The sequence below is a fragment of the Microbacterium sp. Y356 genome (assembly GCF_059445355.1).
In genome coordinates, this window is sequence record NZ_JCAIUE010000003.1 from 44,284 (window position 1) to 59,823 (window position 15,540).

Annotated in this window: 15 protein-coding genes; 6 read left to right on the forward strand and 9 right to left on the reverse strand. The window is 64.2% G+C overall.

All coding sequences use genetic code 11. The features are described 5' to 3' along the window. Nucleotides 1-10 precede the first annotated feature (10 nt). Together AC1C2Q_RS15820 and AC1C2Q_RS15825 are read right to left on the reverse strand one after the other, a co-directional pair. Complete coding sequence (locus AC1C2Q_RS15820; protein ID WP_495450890.1) at nucleotides 11-1,003, reverse strand: alpha-ketoacid dehydrogenase subunit beta; 993 nt, start codon at nucleotides 1,001-1,003, stop codon at nucleotides 11-13. Continuing rightward, entirely contained in the window at nucleotides 1,000-2,094 is a 1,095-nt protein-coding gene (locus tag AC1C2Q_RS15825; RefSeq protein WP_495450891.1) for a thiamine pyrophosphate-dependent enzyme, read from the reverse strand. The genes AC1C2Q_RS15820 and AC1C2Q_RS15825 overlap by 4 nt, the downstream gene beginning before the upstream one ends. 512 nt (nucleotides 2,095-2,606) lie before the next feature. Between AC1C2Q_RS15825 and AC1C2Q_RS15830 the strand changes: the two genes are divergently transcribed. Both AC1C2Q_RS15830 and qcrB read left to right on the forward strand, forming a co-directional pair. After that, on the forward strand, nucleotides 2,607-4,007 hold the full coding sequence (locus tag AC1C2Q_RS15830) for an NAD(P)/FAD-dependent oxidoreductase (RefSeq protein ID WP_495450892.1): 1,401 nt from the start codon (nucleotides 2,607-2,609) through the stop codon (nucleotides 4,005-4,007). Continuing rightward, nucleotides 3,997-5,667, forward strand: coding sequence for a cytochrome bc1 complex cytochrome b subunit (gene qcrB / locus AC1C2Q_RS15835; RefSeq protein ID WP_495450894.1), 1,671 nt, complete (start codon nucleotides 3,997-3,999; stop codon nucleotides 5,665-5,667). Before AC1C2Q_RS15830 ends, qcrB begins: the two co-directional genes overlap by 11 nt. Before the next feature lie 183 nt (nucleotides 5,668-5,850). On the opposite strand, the gene AC1C2Q_RS15840 is transcribed toward qcrB, so the two are convergent. Beyond that, a complete protein-coding gene (locus AC1C2Q_RS15840) occupies nucleotides 5,851-6,963 on the reverse strand; it encodes a lipocalin-like domain-containing protein (RefSeq protein WP_495450895.1) in 1,113 nt (370 codons plus the stop codon). A 71-nt stretch (nucleotides 6,964-7,034) separates the two neighbouring features. Beyond that, nucleotides 7,035-7,937 carry an RNA polymerase sigma factor SigJ gene (gene sigJ / locus AC1C2Q_RS15845; RefSeq protein WP_495450897.1) on the reverse strand — a complete coding sequence of 301 codons (903 nt, stop codon included), beginning with the start codon at nucleotides 7,935-7,937 and terminating at the stop codon, nucleotides 7,035-7,037. Between the two features lie 197 nt (nucleotides 7,938-8,134). On the opposite strand from sigJ, the gene AC1C2Q_RS15850 reads away from it, so the two are divergent. Together AC1C2Q_RS15850 and AC1C2Q_RS15855 are read left to right on the forward strand one after the other, a co-directional pair. Further along, entirely contained in the window at nucleotides 8,135-8,329 is a 195-nt protein-coding gene (locus tag AC1C2Q_RS15850; RefSeq protein ID WP_495450899.1) for a hypothetical protein, read from the forward strand. A 93-nt stretch (nucleotides 8,330-8,422) separates the two neighbouring features. Next, nucleotides 8,423-9,283, forward strand: a complete 861-nt coding sequence (locus AC1C2Q_RS15855) for an NAD-dependent epimerase/dehydratase family protein (protein WP_495450901.1) — start codon at nucleotides 8,423-8,425, stop codon at nucleotides 9,281-9,283. 315 nt (nucleotides 9,284-9,598) lie between these two features. On the opposite strand, the gene AC1C2Q_RS15860 is transcribed toward AC1C2Q_RS15855, so the two are convergent. Then, nucleotides 9,599-10,747: a DUF2515 family protein gene (locus AC1C2Q_RS15860; RefSeq protein ID WP_495450903.1), complete on the reverse strand. Its 1,149-nt coding sequence runs from the start codon at nucleotides 10,745-10,747 to the stop codon at nucleotides 9,599-9,601. Nucleotides 10,748-11,302: 555 nt separating this feature from the next. On the opposite strand from AC1C2Q_RS15860, the gene AC1C2Q_RS15865 reads away from it, so the two are divergent. Beyond that, on the forward strand, nucleotides 11,303-11,764 hold the full coding sequence (locus AC1C2Q_RS15865) for a sigma-70 family RNA polymerase sigma factor family protein (protein ID WP_495450905.1): 462 nt from the start codon (nucleotides 11,303-11,305) through the stop codon (nucleotides 11,762-11,764). Nucleotides 11,765-12,000: 236 nt separating this feature from the next. On the opposite strand, the gene AC1C2Q_RS15870 is transcribed toward AC1C2Q_RS15865, so the two are convergent. Then, the gene (locus tag AC1C2Q_RS15870) at nucleotides 12,001-12,768 is read right to left on the reverse strand and encodes an SDR family NAD(P)-dependent oxidoreductase (RefSeq protein ID WP_495450907.1); all 768 of its coding nucleotides are present in this window, start codon (nucleotides 12,766-12,768) and stop codon (nucleotides 12,001-12,003) included. Beyond that, on the reverse strand, nucleotides 12,765-13,193 hold the full coding sequence (locus AC1C2Q_RS15875) for a nitroreductase/quinone reductase family protein (protein ID WP_495450910.1): 429 nt from the start codon (nucleotides 13,191-13,193) through the stop codon (nucleotides 12,765-12,767). The genes AC1C2Q_RS15870 and AC1C2Q_RS15875 overlap by 4 nt, the downstream gene beginning before the upstream one ends. An 86-nt stretch (nucleotides 13,194-13,279) precedes the next feature. Here AC1C2Q_RS15875 and AC1C2Q_RS15880 point away from each other — a divergent pair, with 86 nt between their 5' ends. Further along, nucleotides 13,280-13,822 (forward strand): TetR/AcrR family transcriptional regulator, encoded by a 543-nt coding sequence (locus AC1C2Q_RS15880; protein WP_495450912.1) that lies wholly within the window; start codon nucleotides 13,280-13,282, stop codon nucleotides 13,820-13,822. A gap of 99 nt (nucleotides 13,823-13,921) precedes the next feature. Here the strand turns inward: AC1C2Q_RS15880 and AC1C2Q_RS15885 are convergent, their stop codons facing one another. Next, nucleotides 13,922-14,851: an SDR family NAD(P)-dependent oxidoreductase gene (locus AC1C2Q_RS15885; RefSeq protein ID WP_495450914.1), complete on the reverse strand. Its 930-nt coding sequence runs from the start codon at nucleotides 14,849-14,851 to the stop codon at nucleotides 13,922-13,924. Beyond that, complete coding sequence (locus AC1C2Q_RS15890) at nucleotides 14,848-15,528, reverse strand: NAD(P)-dependent oxidoreductase (protein WP_495450916.1); 681 nt, start codon at nucleotides 15,526-15,528, stop codon at nucleotides 14,848-14,850. Before AC1C2Q_RS15890 ends, AC1C2Q_RS15885 begins: the two co-directional genes overlap by 4 nt. Nucleotides 15,529-15,540 lie beyond the last annotated feature (12 nt).

The window sequence follows — 15,540 nt, forward strand, 5'->3', positions numbered from 1 at the left end:
GATGGTCCTTTCAAGCTCGCCGCGCGACGGCGTCGAGGGTCTCCCGGATCGCGTTGACCGCGTCGTCGAGAGAGGGAAGAGCGGCGGACTCCAGGGATTTCGCGTAGGGCATCGGCACCTCGGCCATGGCGACGCGCCGCACGGGTGCGTCCAGCCAGTCGAAGGCGCCGTCGGAGATTGTCGCCGCGATCTCCGCTCCGATTCCGTATGTCAGCCAGTCGTCCTCCAGGACGACCGCGCAGTTCGTCTTCTTCACGGAGGCGACGATGGTCTCGCGATCCAGCGGACGCAGGCTCCGCAGGTCGATGACCTCGACGTCGATGCCTTCGTCTGCGAGCAGTTCCGCGGCCTGCCGAGCGATGACGGCCATCCGCGAGTATGCGATGACGGTGATGTTCTTCCCTGGGCGGGCGATCGAAGCCTTGCCAATCTCGACCGTCTCGACGACATCGGGCACTTCGCCGGTTGTGTTGTACAGGGCAAGATTTTCCAGCACGAGCACGGGGTCGTCGTCGCGGATCGCGGCGAGCATGAGAGCCTTCGCGTCGGCGGGTGTCGACGGAGCGACGACCTTCATCCCGGGGACGAACGCGTAGTAAAGCTCGATGTTCTGAGAATGCGTCGCGCCGAGCTGCTGTCCGCCCCCTCCGGGGGTCCGGATGACCATCGGCACTCTGGCCTGCCCGCCGAACATCCCGTATATCTTCGCGGCGTGGTTCACGATCTGATCCAGTGCGAGGAGGGAAAAGTTGATGGTCATGATCTCCACCACGGGCCGCAGGCCGACCATTGCGGCACCGATCGCGGCCCCGGTGAAGCCCTCCTCCGCGATCGGGGCATCTCGCACGCGCTGTGGACCGAACTCTTCTAACATCCCGGCGGTGATCTTGTAGGAACCTTGGAACCGTCCGATCTCCTCGCCGATCAAGAAGACATCCGGGTCGCGCTGCATCTCTTCGCGCAGCGCGTCGTGAAGTGCCTGCCGATAGCTGATGACACTCATGCCGAGACCTCCGAGATCGTTGCGGCCGGTCTTGCCGGCGCGGGGAAGAGCGGCTCACCGGGGAGCCGGCGGGAATCGTTCGGCACGGGGGTCGCATAGTTGTAATCGAAGAGAGTGGAGACCGAAGGATGCGGGCTGGCATCCGCGAACCGCACGGCAGCGTCGACCGCCGACATGGCGGCGGCATCGATCTCGCGCTCCGACTCGTCCGAAAGCAGGTTGCGCGCTCGCAGTTCGGAGGCATATCCGTGGACCCCATCCGTCGAGAGAAGCAGGGCCTTTTCCTCGCGCGTGCGGTACCCGGCGGGGTCGACGACAGAGTGTCCCTTGAGTCGTTCGGTCATGGTCTCCAGTAAGAACGGCTTCCCAGACCGGGCACTCGTGAGAGCGCGGCGCATCGCCTCATGCACCGCCAGTGGATCGTTCCCGTCCACGCGGGCGGAGGCCATCCGATAGGACGAGGAGCGCTTGTAGAGTTCGGGCTCAGCGGACGACTGCTCCACCGTCGTGCCCATGCCCAGGCCGTTGTTGTTCACGACGTAGACGATTGGGAGGTTCCATAGCGCGGCGAGATTGAGCGACTCGTGGAATGCTCCGATGTTGGTCGTACCATCACCCATCTGGCAGACGACCGCTTCCGAGCCGCCGCGGTGAGAGATCGCCAGTGCGGTGCCTGTGGCGAGGGGCACCTGTCCGCCGACGATGCCGTAGCCGCCCATGAACCGCACATCGACGTCGAAGAGGTGCATGGATCCGCCCCAGCCCTTGGAGACGCCGTCGGCTCGTCCGTAGAGCTCCGCCATCACCCGCTCCGGACTGATGCTGCGCGCCAGGGCGTACCCGTGATCGCGATAGTTCGTGTAGAGGTAATCGTCCGGATGGAGAGCGCTCACCAGCCCGACGACGGCCGCCTCCTCGCCGAGATTCAAATGGCAATATCCGCCGATCTTGGCTTCGGAGTAGCCACGGGCGGCGCGCTCTTCGAAGCGTCTGATCAGCACCATCTGTCGATAAAAGTCCAGCGCGAGAACTCCGTCGTCGGTTGGGGCTTCCGTCTTCGCAGGACGCTGCGTCTTCGATCGTGCGGGCATGGACTGCTCTTCCTGATGTTGTCGCGGAGGTGAACTCGCCGGTCCGATAGAGATCGGTGCCGATGCCGGGTCGCGGCGTCTGCAAGCGTCAGCGCATTAGCGCTTCATCTACTAAGACCGGACGCCATGCTGGGATGTGAGGTCGAGGCGGATTGCACGACTGACCTCACAATCCGGTCGTCCGCGCGGTCTTCCATAAAGAGGTGCGACAGATGCCCTCACGGATCAGATCTCTGCGATCACGTGGATGGCGATCTCCATCAACTCCTGGAATCGAGTTGCGATCACCAGCCACTATCCCGTCGGCCCTACTCGCTGACACCACGCTCCAACGCACTATCTCCCGCCCTCTGGGCGTGCCCCCTCGCCGATGACGCGGTCGGTGGAGGGGATTATTCGTCGCGCACAAGCGGTCGAACCGCGCAGATCCGGACACGGATTCACCTCGCTTTGAGGCATCACATTCTGACCGTCTGCCTGGTCTTTATTTGTAACAGCACACGGAGGCAGTCATGCGAAGAATCCTCATCATCGGCGGCGGCTACGCGGGTTTCTACGCCGCCTGGAACCTCGAGAAGAGGGTCAAGGCGAAAGAGGCTCAGATCACGATCATCGAGCCCCGGCCATACATGACGTATCAGCCGTTTCTCCCGGAAGTCGTCGCCGGATCGGTAGAGGCGCGACATGTCGCCGTGTCCCTCCGAAGCAATCTCCGGCGCACGGCCGTGATCACCGGAAAAGTTACGTCGATCAGGCACGCCGATAAGCAGGTTGCCGTGAGAATGCCGGACGGGTCTTCGCGCACCGTGGATTACGACATCATCGTCGTCACCGCGGGAGCCGTCACCCGTGTCTTCCCCTTAGACGGCATCGCCGAGCATGCGATCGGACTGAAGACCGTCGAGGAGGCCGTGGCCATCCGCGACCAACTCCTCGTGGCTTTCGAGCGCGCCGCCGCTATGCCCGACGGTCCGGAGCGGCGACGGCTGCTCACAGTGACAGTCGTGGGCGGCGGCTTCTCGGGCGTCGAAGTCTTCGGCGAGATGCTGTCCCTGGCTTCGTCGCTTTTGCGGTCCTACGCGGAGCTGAACTTCTCCGACCTCAGCTTCCATTTGATCGAGGCCAGCAGCAGGATCCTCCCGGAGGTGACCGAGAAGCCGGGGCGCTGGGTCGTAGAGCACCTCACGCAGCGCGGCGCGACCGTGCACCTCAGTACGCAGATGGTCTCCGCGACTGGGGGAGAGGTCGAGCTCTCGACGGGCGAGCGGTATCAGACGAATTTGCTCGTCTGGGCGGCGGGGAACGCCTCCAATCCGGTCGTCGCGACCCACACGGATCTCCCCGTGGATGCGCGGGGTCTCCTGATGGTCCGTGCCGACCTCCGCATCGGGACCGAAGATGCTCCGATCGAGGACGCCTGGGCCGCAGGCGATAACGCGGCCGTTCCTGACCTCGCCCGAAAGGATGTGCCTGGGGCGCGCACTGTTCCTAACGCTCAGCATGCGGTTCGTCAGGGCAAACTGCTGGCCAAGAATCTCGCCGCCGTGCTTCGTGGAGAACTTCCGCGCGAGTACTTCCACAAAACCCAAGGTACGGTCGCGACCTTGGGGATGGGCTATGGAGTCTTCCAGTACAAGCGCCTCGTGATCAAAGGACTCCTCGCCTGGTTCATGCATCGCGGATATCACGTGCTCGCAGTCCCGACCTGGGGTCGGAAGGCGAGGGTGCTCCTGCTATGGGTGTCGGCTTTCCTCTTCGGGCGGGACATCGTCTCACTCGAGTCGGTCCAGGCGCCGAGAACGGCTTTCCTGGCTGCGGTGCCACCGCCACGACGGAAGGCCGAGACCCAGCGCCGCGACGTGGAACCGTCTCGCCTGCACGATGAGCCGACGGAGATCCGTCGTGCGAGCTGATCGTCGCCGCACGCGATCCTTCTCGGAGATCGCGTCGGAATATCTGCGGGAGCGGACCGCGCCCGGACGCGCATTCACGGCGTTCCGCGCGGAACTCCGCACACGCGTCATGCCCGTGCACTGGACGAACCTGTTCGGAGTGATCACCGTTGCGAGCATCGCGGTGCTGTTCGTCACTGGCATCATGTTGATGTTCGTCTATGTGCCCTCGAGTGAGACCGTCATCTACAAGGGCGACTTCGCACCGCTGGTCGGTATCGAGGTGTCTCGGGCGTTCGATTCGGTCATGCGACTGTCCTTCGATGTGCCCGGCGGGCTGATGCTCCGGCAACTCCATCACTGGGCTGCCCTGCTCGTACCGGCGTCGATCATGCTGCAGTTGCTCGTCAGCTTCTTCACCGGCGCGTTCCGCCGACCGCGGCGAGGTAGCTGGGTGGCTCTGTTCCTCCTCCTTGTCGCCGTCCTCGCTGGCGGCTGGAGCGGATACGCGCTCCCCGACGACGCGCTCTCCGGCACCGGGCTGCGAATCGTGCACGGGATCGTCCACAGCATCCCCTTCGTCGGCACCTGGATCGCCTCATTCCTCTTCGGAGGCGAATTTCCGAGCACGATCATCGAGAGCCTGAACCTGATCCATGTGGCGATCGTCCCCGTGGCGGTCCTGCTGCTGATCGCGCTGCGCGCTCGGTCGGCCTACAAGAACAAGCCGCCGCATTTCGCCGCAGGGGGGCGCGAGGAGGGCAACGTCGTCGGCATGCCGATGTTGCCCCACGCGGCAGTCCGGTCCGGCGGGTTCTTCGCCATCGTGGTGGGTGTGCTGGTGCTGATGGCCTCCGCCGTGCAGGTCAGTCCGCTCTGGACGTACGGTCCGGCGGATCCGGGGACGGTATCGGCCGGTAGCCAGCCCGACTGGTACACCGGCTTCCTCGACGGGGCGCTGCGGCTCGTGCCGCCGGGCTGGGAGTTGGTCCTCTTCGATCGCACGTTCACGCTCGCGCTGCTGGCGCCACTGGTCGTCATCGGCGTCTTCCTCCTGATCGTCGCCGTCTACCCATTTCTCGAGGGATGGCTGTCGAAGGACAAGAGCGACCATCACATCCTCGATCGTCCTCGCAACGCGGCGACCCGGACGGGTATCGGCGTCGCGGGAATGACCTTCTACGGGGTGCTGTGGCTCGCGGCGAGTGCCGATGTGATGGCGCTCGTATTCCAGCTCTCGTTCGAATCGGTGATCGTGACTCTGCAGGTGACGCTGTTCGCAGGCCCCGTGCTGGCTTTCATGCTCACCAGACGCATCTGCCTCGCATTGCAGAAGAAAGACCGCGATCTCGTCCTGCACGGATATGAGACAGGCCGGATCGTGCGTCTTCCTGGCGGCGAGTTCGTCGAGGTGCATCAGCCTCTCGACGAGCAGGAACGATGGCGGCTGGCGGCTCATACGCATCCCGACGCGATCGAAGCGCGGCCATCGGAAGCGGGACGCCTTCCCCTGCTCGAACGGATGCGCGCCGCGCTCGCGTCAGTCTTCTATGGCGATCGGATCGACAAATCAGACCCGGAGGGTGCGCACGAGGCGCCGGAACCGGCGCCGGAACCCGCGCCGGAACCTGCGGCCGCGGTGGACACGGGGACGAGGCCGCAGCCGACGTTCGTGCGCTGACTCAGAAGGCCGTCGTCCGTCAGATCGCTCGTTCTCGAGGGTCTGCGGCGGCGGCCTTCCGGTCCCAGCACGTCGTGACTAGGATGATGCCGACGCCGATCAGGGAGACCATCGCGTTCGCAAAGTGAGACCGATGTCTTCGATCACCTTCGCACCCTCCAGGTTGCCCTGTGCGCAGGCGCATCAGCGTCCGATGCGCACCGGGGACTTGTCGTCCTTGCGAGGGTGGCCGAAGTACATGACTTCCCAGATGGCCTCGTTCGTGAAGGTCTCGACGAGGGTCGCGCCGGACCAGCGCTGGACGGTGATCTCGCCGACGAAGCGCAGATAGGCGCCGTCGAAGCGGACGAGCTGGGCAGCCAGCTTGCGCCAGCCGTTCATCTGCTCGACGAACGTCGCGGCGACGAGCTCTCGTCGCTTCTTGAAGGTCACCACGTATCGATCTGCGCCATCGTCGTAGAAGTACTGGGTCACGTTGGCGACCGGCTTCTTGGTCTTGGGGTCCACGTAGACGTCCGAGGCGCGGAAGCGCACGTACTCGGCCCGGTCGGCGACGATCTCGCCGTCGCGCGCGAGCATGAAGATCGGGATCTCCTCGAAGTCATACTTCTCGTGCGACGTGATGTACGAGGCGATCACCGAGTACGGGCCTGCCTGACCGCGTGCCCAATACCAGTCGTTGATGATCGCCGTCATCCCGACGTTTCCCCAGTTGTGATCGTGGTAGCCGATCCCGCTGACCTCGGTGCGCACCCCATCGATCTCGTAGTATCCCGCGACCTTGCCCTCCGGCACTGACGGCAACCAGGAGAACGCCGCGTCGCGGTTTTCCCCGAAGACCAGATACCCGGTATCTGGACGCCATGGACGGATAGTGGCGTCCAGAGAGACGGACACCTTCAGATCATCGATCTCGACGTCGATCTCGTAGTGGGAGAGGTCGCCCACGAACGTGTTGCCATCGATCCGCACGTCGGCTGTGTGCCCTGCTGCCGAGAACATGTCGGCGCGGTAGGTGCGGATGAAGCTCTTGCTAGTGCCGTCGGGCAGATCCAGGTTGAGTCGGATCATCGGTGCCAGCGGCTTGCCGGGCGTGGAGAGGTCCTTGGTCATGAAGATCGCGACCAGCGTCGCACCGTTGTCGAGATGCGCATCGAAGTACCACCATTCGTAGGTCCCGCGTCCTCCGTCAGTCCGGGCGCCGTCCTCGGCCAGGACGATCTCGTCTCGGGATATCCCGATACGCAGGTAGTCCTGATCGAGATTCGCGATACTCGCGGTGTGCTTGGTGCTCACGATCTTCTCCGTTCACGGCATTGTCGGCGCCGTTCACGAATACTGACCGCGTAAGCAGTGCTTTCGTGAGGTCACTTCCAGAGCGTGAGCTTGTACGGGTTCATCATCATCCGCACATCGGTGACGAGGCCCTCCATGACGTCGAGGGTCACGATCCCGAAGATGCGCCCGTCGTCCCACAGCGCGAAACCGGTGCCGTCGGGTGTGTCCTGTTCGACGATGGTGGCGTTGGGGCGCTTGTACAGCGCACCCATGATGAAACGCGCGACCTTGTCGATGCCGAACACGGGGTTGCGAGCCGCGGTCACTATGCCGCCGCCATCGGAGCGCAGGACGACGTTCGGATCGAGCACAGCGATGAGCCCCGCTATGTCGCCGGCCCGCGCCGCGGCGGAGAAAGCCTTGACGACCTTCTCGTGTTCGGCGTGCGTCGCTCGACGACTTCGACTCTGCTGCACCCGGCGTCGCGCCGAAGTCGCCAGCTGGCGGCAGGCGGCCGGTGAGCGCCCGACCGTCTCGGCGATCTCATCGAACGGCATCGCGAACACGTCATGAAGTACGAACGCGACCCGCTCCGCCGGCGTCATCGACTCGAGCACGACGAGCAGCGCCGTGCTCACGGACTCGTCGAGGGTCACCCGGTCCAGAGGATCCGCCGCTCCCTCCGAAGGCGTCGCGAAGGCCAACGCCGGCACCGGCTCCGGCAGCCACGGTCCCACGTACATCTCCCGACGATGGCGAGCGGAGGCGAGAACGTTGAGGCAGACCCTGCTCGCGGCTCTCGTCAGCCAGGCGCGCGGGACTTCGATCGCCGCGCGCTGTTCCTCACTCATGCGATACCACCGGATGTACGTCTCCTGAACGGCATCCTCAGCGTCTGCGACGGTTCCCAGCATTCGGAACGCCATCGAGACGAGATGGCGGCGCTCGCTCAGGGCTTCACTCTGGGGCGGGTCATCATGGTCCATGGTCATGTCGAGCCTCTCGTCCTTCTATATGACCAGGTAGCCAGACGGAATGTGAGGTTTCGGCTCACAATCTTCCTCGGTGTCCGGTCAAATAGGTATGAACGCATCACTCAGCCGAGTCTCGCCCGCATCGGCGCGGGCGAGATCGAAGATAGCAGGGGTCCCATGGTCGCGACAGTGGGCCGTTCCAGGTCGTTCCCCGCATGCGCTCGCAACCGATCGCTGCAGCCGAGGTCACGCGCGAGCTCGTCGAGATCGCCGTCGGAGTGCCCCGAGGCGTGGAGCGCGACCTCGCCGGTCCTCGTGAGGAGCGGAGAGACGGTTCCCTGCCGCCGAATCCGGGAACTCGACTGGGCCAGCTGACGTTCGAGGAGTGGCTGGCGACGCACGCCACGTGAAGCATCGCCCTCGCCGTCGCATACAGACCCGAGGTCAACCGGTCACGAACCGAATCGGCGGACCGCTCGGGCGTTCGATCTGAAAGAGCATCAATGAGAATTCTCCTCGTCGGCGGGTCCGGCGTCATCGGCAGCCGGCTCATCCCGGCGCTTCTCGAACACGGGCACGACATCGTCGCGACCTCTCGTCGCCGAGACAACGTGCGCTTCCTCGAGGGCCTCGGCGTCCACGGCGTGGCCGTGGACGCGTACGATTCACCGCACCTCACCGCCGTCGTCCGCGACGCTGCGCCCGACCTGATCATCAATCAGCTGACCGACCTCAGCGACTTCGATCTCGAGGCGAACGCCCGCCTGCGTCGTGCTGGCACGGCGAATCTCGTCGCCGCCGCGAGGGTCGCCGGAGTCGACCGCATCATCGCGCAGAGCATCTCCTGGGCCTACGAGTCCGGTGTCACCGTCGCCATGGAGAGTGACCCGATCGTCCCGGACACGGCGGTCGCGGTGATGGAACGCAATCTCCTGCAGATGCCACGCGCCACGATTCTTCGCTACGGGCGGTTCTACGGGCCGGGTACCTGGTACGCAGCAGACGGTCGGATCGCCAACGCCGCCACGGCCGGTCTTCTCCAGGCGACGCCGGCGATTGCATCCTTCCTCCACATCGACGACGCCGTAGCGGCGACCGTGGAATCCCTCGGCTGGCCAGACGGCACGTACAACATCGTCGATGACGAGCCGGCTCCTGCGTCGGTCTGGGCGCCGGTCTTCGCTCGCGGAATCGGTGCGCCGAATCCGCGAGCAGTCCCGTTACCCGCACACGAGGTTCGCGGTCGGGCCGTATCGAACGAGAAGGCTCGGCGGGCGGGCTGGATCCCGCTGCATCCGACCTGGAGGGACAGCTTCCCCTATGCCGAGGAGATCACGCGGCGTTCAATCGAGAGCCAGGAGTGACGATGGCATCCGAGAAGCGAACGCGCTCTTCCGCTGACCCTGGCAGATGAACGGTGGCGCTCGGAAGTCGAGAGCCATCATTTTCACCCCTTAATCAGGGGTTTTGTGACACTGAATATACCGCGGCAGGCATGTGGGCCCGTCTAGCGTTGGCGACGGCGCGCGGCATTCGCGCCCTCATCCACAGCTCATGAACGACACTCGTGGGCGGTCTCCGGCCGGATGACAGGCCGGTGGGAGACAAGTGCCGCCAGTGTCCATCTAGGTGGACTGATCGCCTCTCGCCTCCCCGAACGTCAACGGGCCGGTGTGCAGCTAGACCCCTTGCAGGGCAAAGGGCGGTAGTCCCTCGCCCGACGTTGATAGGTCGGAGTCGATAGTCTCCGACCCGCGCAGGTCAACTCGTCCTTCAGCGGGCGAGGGCGAGGGTGAGAGTGTGGGCGAGGCGGTAGCAACCTGTGCCGGTTTCGATGATGGCTCCGTTGGACGTGAGTCAGTTGACGATCGCTTGATCGAGGTGCCACATGGGGAAGGAACGGGGTGGCGGTCGTGGTCGAGGATGCGTCGCAGGATGGCCCCGATCACGCGCGGATCGGTATCGACGCGTTGGAACCGGGGCACGACGCTCGACTCGAGCCAACGCCACCGGTCATCGAAATTGGTGACGAGCGGACACATCCGTCCGTCGAGGCCACGCGGATTCTTGCGGAGGAGGGTGTAGATAAAGAACGATGTGAAGAATTCGATCGCCCGGCGCGGTGCGCGCGAATCGAACGTCGTTGCCGACCCGATCGAGACGACCCGGGCGTACCTGGCGGAGAGACGATCGTAGTTGGGCTGCACGACGAAGCGCTGCTCGTGCTCGAGAAGGAGAAGAGTGCCTTTCCATATAAGATCCCGTGCTCTCCCTCGGGCCGTGCGCGACGCCGTCGCGTCCTCCAGTACCCGGCGGCCCTCGTCGAGTGCTTCGAATCCGGCCAGTATCGGCGCATAGTGGCGCTCGTTTTGCAGAAGGGCGCGGAGTAGTCCGATCCCGTCTTTCGAGGTGACGTACGCGAGGTGGACCCAGAATAGATCGTTGAAAATGTCATTGTTCGTCGCCCGGAGCGTGTTCACGTCTGCCGTGAGCACTCGACATCTCTTCAGTCTGCGCATGTGACCAGGGGTGTCCCTGGAGGCGTTCTCGATGTGTAGTGGAAGGAGGGCGACGCGGATGTGGTGCGACGCGATCGCCGCCATCCCGGCCCACTTAAAGGAACTGGGCAGAGCCATGTAGGCCCATGCGTAGTACGACGAGATTTGCCGGTTGCGATGGAAAGCACAGCATTCGTCGACCAAGAGCCCTTCGGCCAAGGCCTTCCAGCCGGCGATCGTGCGAGGAGGACCCTGCTGCTGGATCTGGTCAAGTGCCAGAAGGAGGCGATCGCTGACGAACTCTCCTTCCGTCAACGATCGAACATTCATCGTAGGTATGGTGCCCGTGGGGTTGAGGCTGCGCGCCTGTTTGGGCACCCTCGGCGGCTCGGACCGGCGCAGGCGGGACGAGCGGCGTACCCTCACCGATTGAGACGAGCTGGTCCCGGTCATCGTCTGATTCCTCGGACCATACTGCGGCCGCCGCACGTTTCGTGCCGCGCTCTACCCGAATTCTTCATGTGTGTCTCCCGCAGGTGATGAGGGTGAACCCCCTCATCACCTATGACCGCAGTCCGGCCTTGATTGTGAGGCTGTCAGCCTCATCCCGGCCGTGTTGATCAATTTCACAGCGAGAGCGTGTGCGGATTCACGACTGTGCGGATCTCGGAGATGAGGCCGTCCACCACTTTGAGGATGACCACACCGGCTGACATCCAAGTCCGGCCAGGGCACCTGTCAAGTGACGCACGTCCACTCACAGAGCGGCAACGCCATGACTGGAAGGTCACAATTCTGCCTGCTGTCAGGTCTTAACTGGCAACAGGGTTGGATCTGGCCGACGGCCGGTGCCGACTAGGTCAGGGCAGTCAGGAGGAGACAAACATGAGAGACCTCACGTCCAGCACGGTCGTCCGAAGGCACAGCGAACATACGACGTCGCTGCGCGACGCCCTGTGGGAATGGGTGGCCAGACCGACTCACTATGTGGCGGTTCGCAGGCTCCGTACCATCGCACAGGAGCAGGATCTCCCCGCCCTCGTTGCAACGCTCCATCCGGACGTCGCAGTGGCCGTGACCTCAACCCGCGGCGGCCACGAGAAGACCGTTGTGGCGCGCGGTGCCCGAGATGCCGCGCCGGTTCTCCTTCATGGACTCAGAGGTAGCCCCGGCGTCAACGTCGCTGAGCGGTCAATTGACGGTCAGGCGGGACTGGTCATGAGGAGCGGTGATGAGGTCACGGCGATGATCACCGTGGACTTCACCGGACGTCTAGTCAGCCTCGTATGGGTACGACTACACCCGGACCACGTCCACCACGGGAAAGCGTACTGGCTCGCTGATTGATGCGTGTCAGGCCAGCCCACTGTTCTCCCACGCAACCCGCTGCCCCGCCGTCTGGCACGTCTCGTCCCCGGCGAACCGGCTGTCGCGATCGAGCAGGCATACGCCGCGGTGCGATCTCGACGAGCCAGCGCAGTGCGGTCAGCCCGTCGAGTGCCGGTGTTTCCGGGTCGGCCTCGGGAGACAGACGGTCGTCGACTGCGAGCACGGGGGACACCCGGTGGTCTGCTCGCAGGGTTCTAGAGCAGGCTGCCGCCCGAGACCTCGATGCGTTCAGCCGTCACCCAGCGCAGCTCGCTCGACGCGAGGGCTGCGATGGCATCGGCGATCTCGTCGGGCTGGCCGACGCGGCCGAGCGCGGTGTGGGCGGCCAGGCTGCTGCGTAGCTCGGGGTCGTCGCGCATGGCGCCGCCGTTGAAGTCGGTGGCCGTCGGGCCGGGGGCGATGCTGTTGATGCGGATACCGCGGGGCCCGAGCTCCACGGCAAGGCTGCGGGTGATGGCCTCCACTGCCGTCTTTGACGCTGCGTAGAGCGAGGTTCCGGGGCTGACGTGGCGAGTGAGCGAGGTGGATACGTTGATGATGCGACCGCCGTCGCCGATGTGGGGTGCCAGTGCCTGGATGAGGAAGAACGTGCCGCGCAGGTTCGTGCCGATGAGGGCGTCGAACTCCTCGACGGTGGCGTCTTCGAGCCGGCCGAACAGGCCAATCCCGGCATTGTTCACCAGCACGTCGATGCCGGAACGACCCCACCGCTCGTGGATGTCGCGCCGGAGCGCGACTGTGAATTCGGCGAAGGAGGCGACATCCGCGAGATCGAGTCGCGCGCCCAGTGCATCACCTCCCGCGGTTCGGATCTCTTCAACGGCGCGCTCGGCCTGATCCGCGCCACCTCGGTAAGTGAGCACGACTGCGAAGCCCCGTTGGGCGAGGGCGCGGGCTGTCGCTCGGCCCAGGCCTCGGTTGGCCCCGGTGACGACGGCAATTCGAGGGGTGTTCTCAGTCATTCGGTGTCCCCTTCCGGGAAGTCCACACTGATGAGCGGACTTCCGTGCATCCATTCGTCGAGGGGTTCGACTGGCTGCCGGATGCCGGCCGGGTTCCACTGCTGATTGAGGTCGCCGATGATCGACGAGAACACGGCCTCCCGCTGAGCGTGATCGAGCACCGGGGTGCCCACTGCCTGCAGATCCGCCCGCACCCCGTTCTTGAGATGGAACACGAAGTCGGGGTTCGCGACGATGTTCGCGTACCAGCTGCGGCGAGCCGGCGAGGTGGACAGGTAGATGCGCCCGTCGACCCGGTAGAACCACACCTCGATGCGACGCGGCCTGCCAGTGCGCGCGCCGGTGGTGGTGATGTCGATCGTGCGCTCCCGAGCACGTGACGCCGGGGTAATAGCCAAGGCACGTTCGATTCTTGGTTCCATCATGCTCCTAAGTAAGTATCTATTTACTTATAGACTAGACGCGAGATCAGGATCGCGTCAAACGACGGCATCGAATGAACGGAGCGAGCATGGGGCAGCGAGACGCGGAGGCGACCCGGGCGCGTATCCTCTCGGCCGCGGTGTCGGAGTTTGCGGCGCATGGCTACTCGGGCGGCAGGATCGACCGCATCGCGAAAGATGCCGAGAGCAACGTGCGCATGATCTACGCCTATTTCGGCAACAAGAGCGGCCTTTTCGACGCGGCGCTATCCGCCGCGATCGTGCGGATGGCGGAGGAGGTGCCCCCAAAGCCGTCCTATCTGCCGGTTTGGGTCGGCGAGCTGTTCGACTTCCATCAGCGCCGGCCTGAGGTGCTGCGCATCTGCCTCTGGGCTCAGCTCGAACGGCCGGAGGCTGCCTCTGAGCCGCTCGAGACGTATCTGGCGAAGGTCGAATCGGTGCAGCAGCAAGCGTCGCCCGCCATTGGCGCAGTCGATCTCCTCGTCATCATCTACGCCGTCGCCCAAGCCTGGCAGCTCGCGCCGATCGGGCTCCTGGCGGCCGACGGGCACGCCGACAGCGACACGAGGCGGGCCGCCGCGGTCGAAGCGATCACCCGCATCCTCACCTGACCTCGCGCCCGCCGGCGCCGCGCGAGGTGAAATCTTGATCGATGGCGCAGTTAGTCGGCAGAGATCTCCTCGAGTGCGCGCGTCGTTGTTCGCTCTGCGTCAGACCCCCGTTGCAAGTTTTCCAGCGTTGAGGAAGCTGTCGGTGGTGTTTCGCAGTTGAGCTTGCGCGACCGTGTCGTATGAAGCAGAAGGCGTGGGGGTGTCGGTGTCGCGGACGAAGTATCGGCCGGTCACATTGTCGAGCGCGGGCTCGGTGGCCAGCCGGAGGGTTGCTGCGGCGCCTTGTTCTGGAGTGAGCATCGACCGCCGGATGAGACCACCGAACGGGCGCAAGACCTTGGGAATGACGTTGTCGATGATCTCGGTTGCAACGATCCCGGGGTGCACCGCGTTCACTGTTACTCCGTCTGCAGTGAGGGTGCGGGCGAGGTGGTAGCCGGCCATCACTGTCAGTAGTTTTGCCCGCGCATATGCGTGGAAGGGTATGAACCCCGTCTCGGGGTTGAGATGCGTAAGGTCGTCGAGGTCTCTAGTATTCAGAGTCGCTGGACGAGGCCTACCGACCAGTTTTACTTGTCGGGTGTCTCGGAGCGTGTCGGAAGCGACGTTGATCACCCGCGCTCGCCCCCGGCGCAGTGCGTTTTGAAGAAGTGTGGTCAATCCGTATGCAGCGAGATAGTCGACAGCTATGTGCATCTCTAGTCCGTCTGGGGAGACGCGGTGGTCGTTGAAGTGGGCACCGGCGTTGTTGATCAGGAGGTGTAGTGCTTCGTGCCGAGCGAGGATGGCTTGGCTGGTGTGGATGATTCCGTCCCGCTGCGACAAGTTGCCAGCGAGTACCTCGAGACGACCAGGGCCTGGTTGCCCGGCAATTTGCGTATCGAGGGCGTCTGCTCGACGTGGGTCCCTGGCGATGGCGATCACGTGCGCGCCTTCTCGAGCTAGCTCCAGAGCGATGACCTGCCCCATGCCGCCGGTAGCACCGGTAACCACTGCGACCCTCCCCTCGAGCGAGTACCGGTCGGTCATCGGTGGATCCTCGGGTATCCGCGGATGAACTGAGGTTCTTCGGCTTCTCGAACCAGGAAGGCTGCGAGGTCGGCGCGGCCGATGGTGTGCCAAAGACGGATCGGAAGCTCCTCGCCCACCTGGTACTTGCCTGTCGCGGGGGTGTCCTTCAGCATTGGCGGACGAACGATCGACCATTCCAGCTCGGATGACGTGATGAGCGACTCCATCGATTCCTTGTCTTTCAACTTTTCGCTCACCCCTGCCCACACCGCCATCGAATACAGCGACCGGTCGTGAGATTCGAGCACCCCGTGAGCGCTCACTACGATTAGACGCGACACTTCTGCCTCGCTCATCGCCTGCCGTGTCGTGCTGATGGCGTCCGTGCATACCGTGGTCGGCCCGGTATCGGCTCCACCGAGGGTGCTGATCACCACATCCACGCCAACGAATGCCTGAGTCAGTGGGCCGCGATCGGACAGGTCAGTCCACAACACCTCCGTCAATCTGGTAGCTGGCTCGAACGAGTCTGCTCTCCGAACTAGCGCGACCACCTCGTGACCGCGCTCGAGTCCCGTGGCGACGACGTGCCGCCCGGTTGCGCCGGTAGCTCCAAGGACCGCTACCTTCAACCTCTGCGATACATTCTGTTTCATAACGTTTAGCATTGCTGAGGTTGACCTATAAGTCAACATGTCTCGTAGAAT

What these genes read in the sequence shown, in the direction of transcription:
- AC1C2Q_RS15820 (WP_495450890.1), bottom strand. Translation starts at nt 1,003, where the DNA reads ATGAGTGTCATCAGCTATCGGCAGGCACTTCACGACGCGCTGCGCGAA.
- AC1C2Q_RS15825 (WP_495450891.1), bottom strand. Translation starts at nt 2,094, where the DNA reads ATGCCCGCACGATCGAAGACGCAGCGTCCTGCGAAGACGGAAGCCCCA.
- AC1C2Q_RS15830 (WP_495450892.1), top strand. Translation starts at nt 2,607, where the DNA reads ATGCGAAGAATCCTCATCATCGGCGGCGGCTACGCGGGTTTCTACGCC.
- sigJ (WP_495450897.1), bottom strand. Translation starts at nt 7,937, where the DNA reads ATGACCATGGACCATGATGACCCGCCCCAGAGTGAAGCCCTGAGCGAG.
- AC1C2Q_RS15850 (WP_495450899.1), top strand. Translation starts at nt 8,135, where the DNA reads ATGCGCTCGCAACCGATCGCTGCAGCCGAGGTCACGCGCGAGCTCGTC.
- AC1C2Q_RS15855 (WP_495450901.1), top strand. Translation starts at nt 8,423, where the DNA reads ATGAGAATTCTCCTCGTCGGCGGGTCCGGCGTCATCGGCAGCCGGCTC.
- AC1C2Q_RS15860 (WP_495450903.1), bottom strand. Translation starts at nt 10,747, where the DNA reads ATGAATGTTCGATCGTTGACGGAAGGAGAGTTCGTCAGCGATCGCCTC.
- AC1C2Q_RS15865 (WP_495450905.1), top strand. Translation starts at nt 11,303, where the DNA reads ATGAGAGACCTCACGTCCAGCACGGTCGTCCGAAGGCACAGCGAACAT.
- AC1C2Q_RS15870 (WP_495450907.1), bottom strand. Translation starts at nt 12,768, where the DNA reads ATGACTGAGAACACCCCTCGAATTGCCGTCGTCACCGGGGCCAACCGA.
- AC1C2Q_RS15875 (WP_495450910.1), bottom strand. Translation starts at nt 13,193, where the DNA reads ATGATGGAACCAAGAATCGAACGTGCCTTGGCTATTACCCCGGCGTCA.
- AC1C2Q_RS15880 (WP_495450912.1), top strand. Translation starts at nt 13,280, where the DNA reads ATGGGGCAGCGAGACGCGGAGGCGACCCGGGCGCGTATCCTCTCGGCC.
- AC1C2Q_RS15885 (WP_495450914.1), bottom strand. Translation starts at nt 14,851, where the DNA reads ATGACCGACCGGTACTCGCTCGAGGGGAGGGTCGCAGTGGTTACCGGT.
- AC1C2Q_RS15890 (WP_495450916.1), bottom strand. Translation starts at nt 15,528, where the DNA reads ATGTTGACTTATAGGTCAACCTCAGCAATGCTAAACGTTATGAAACAG.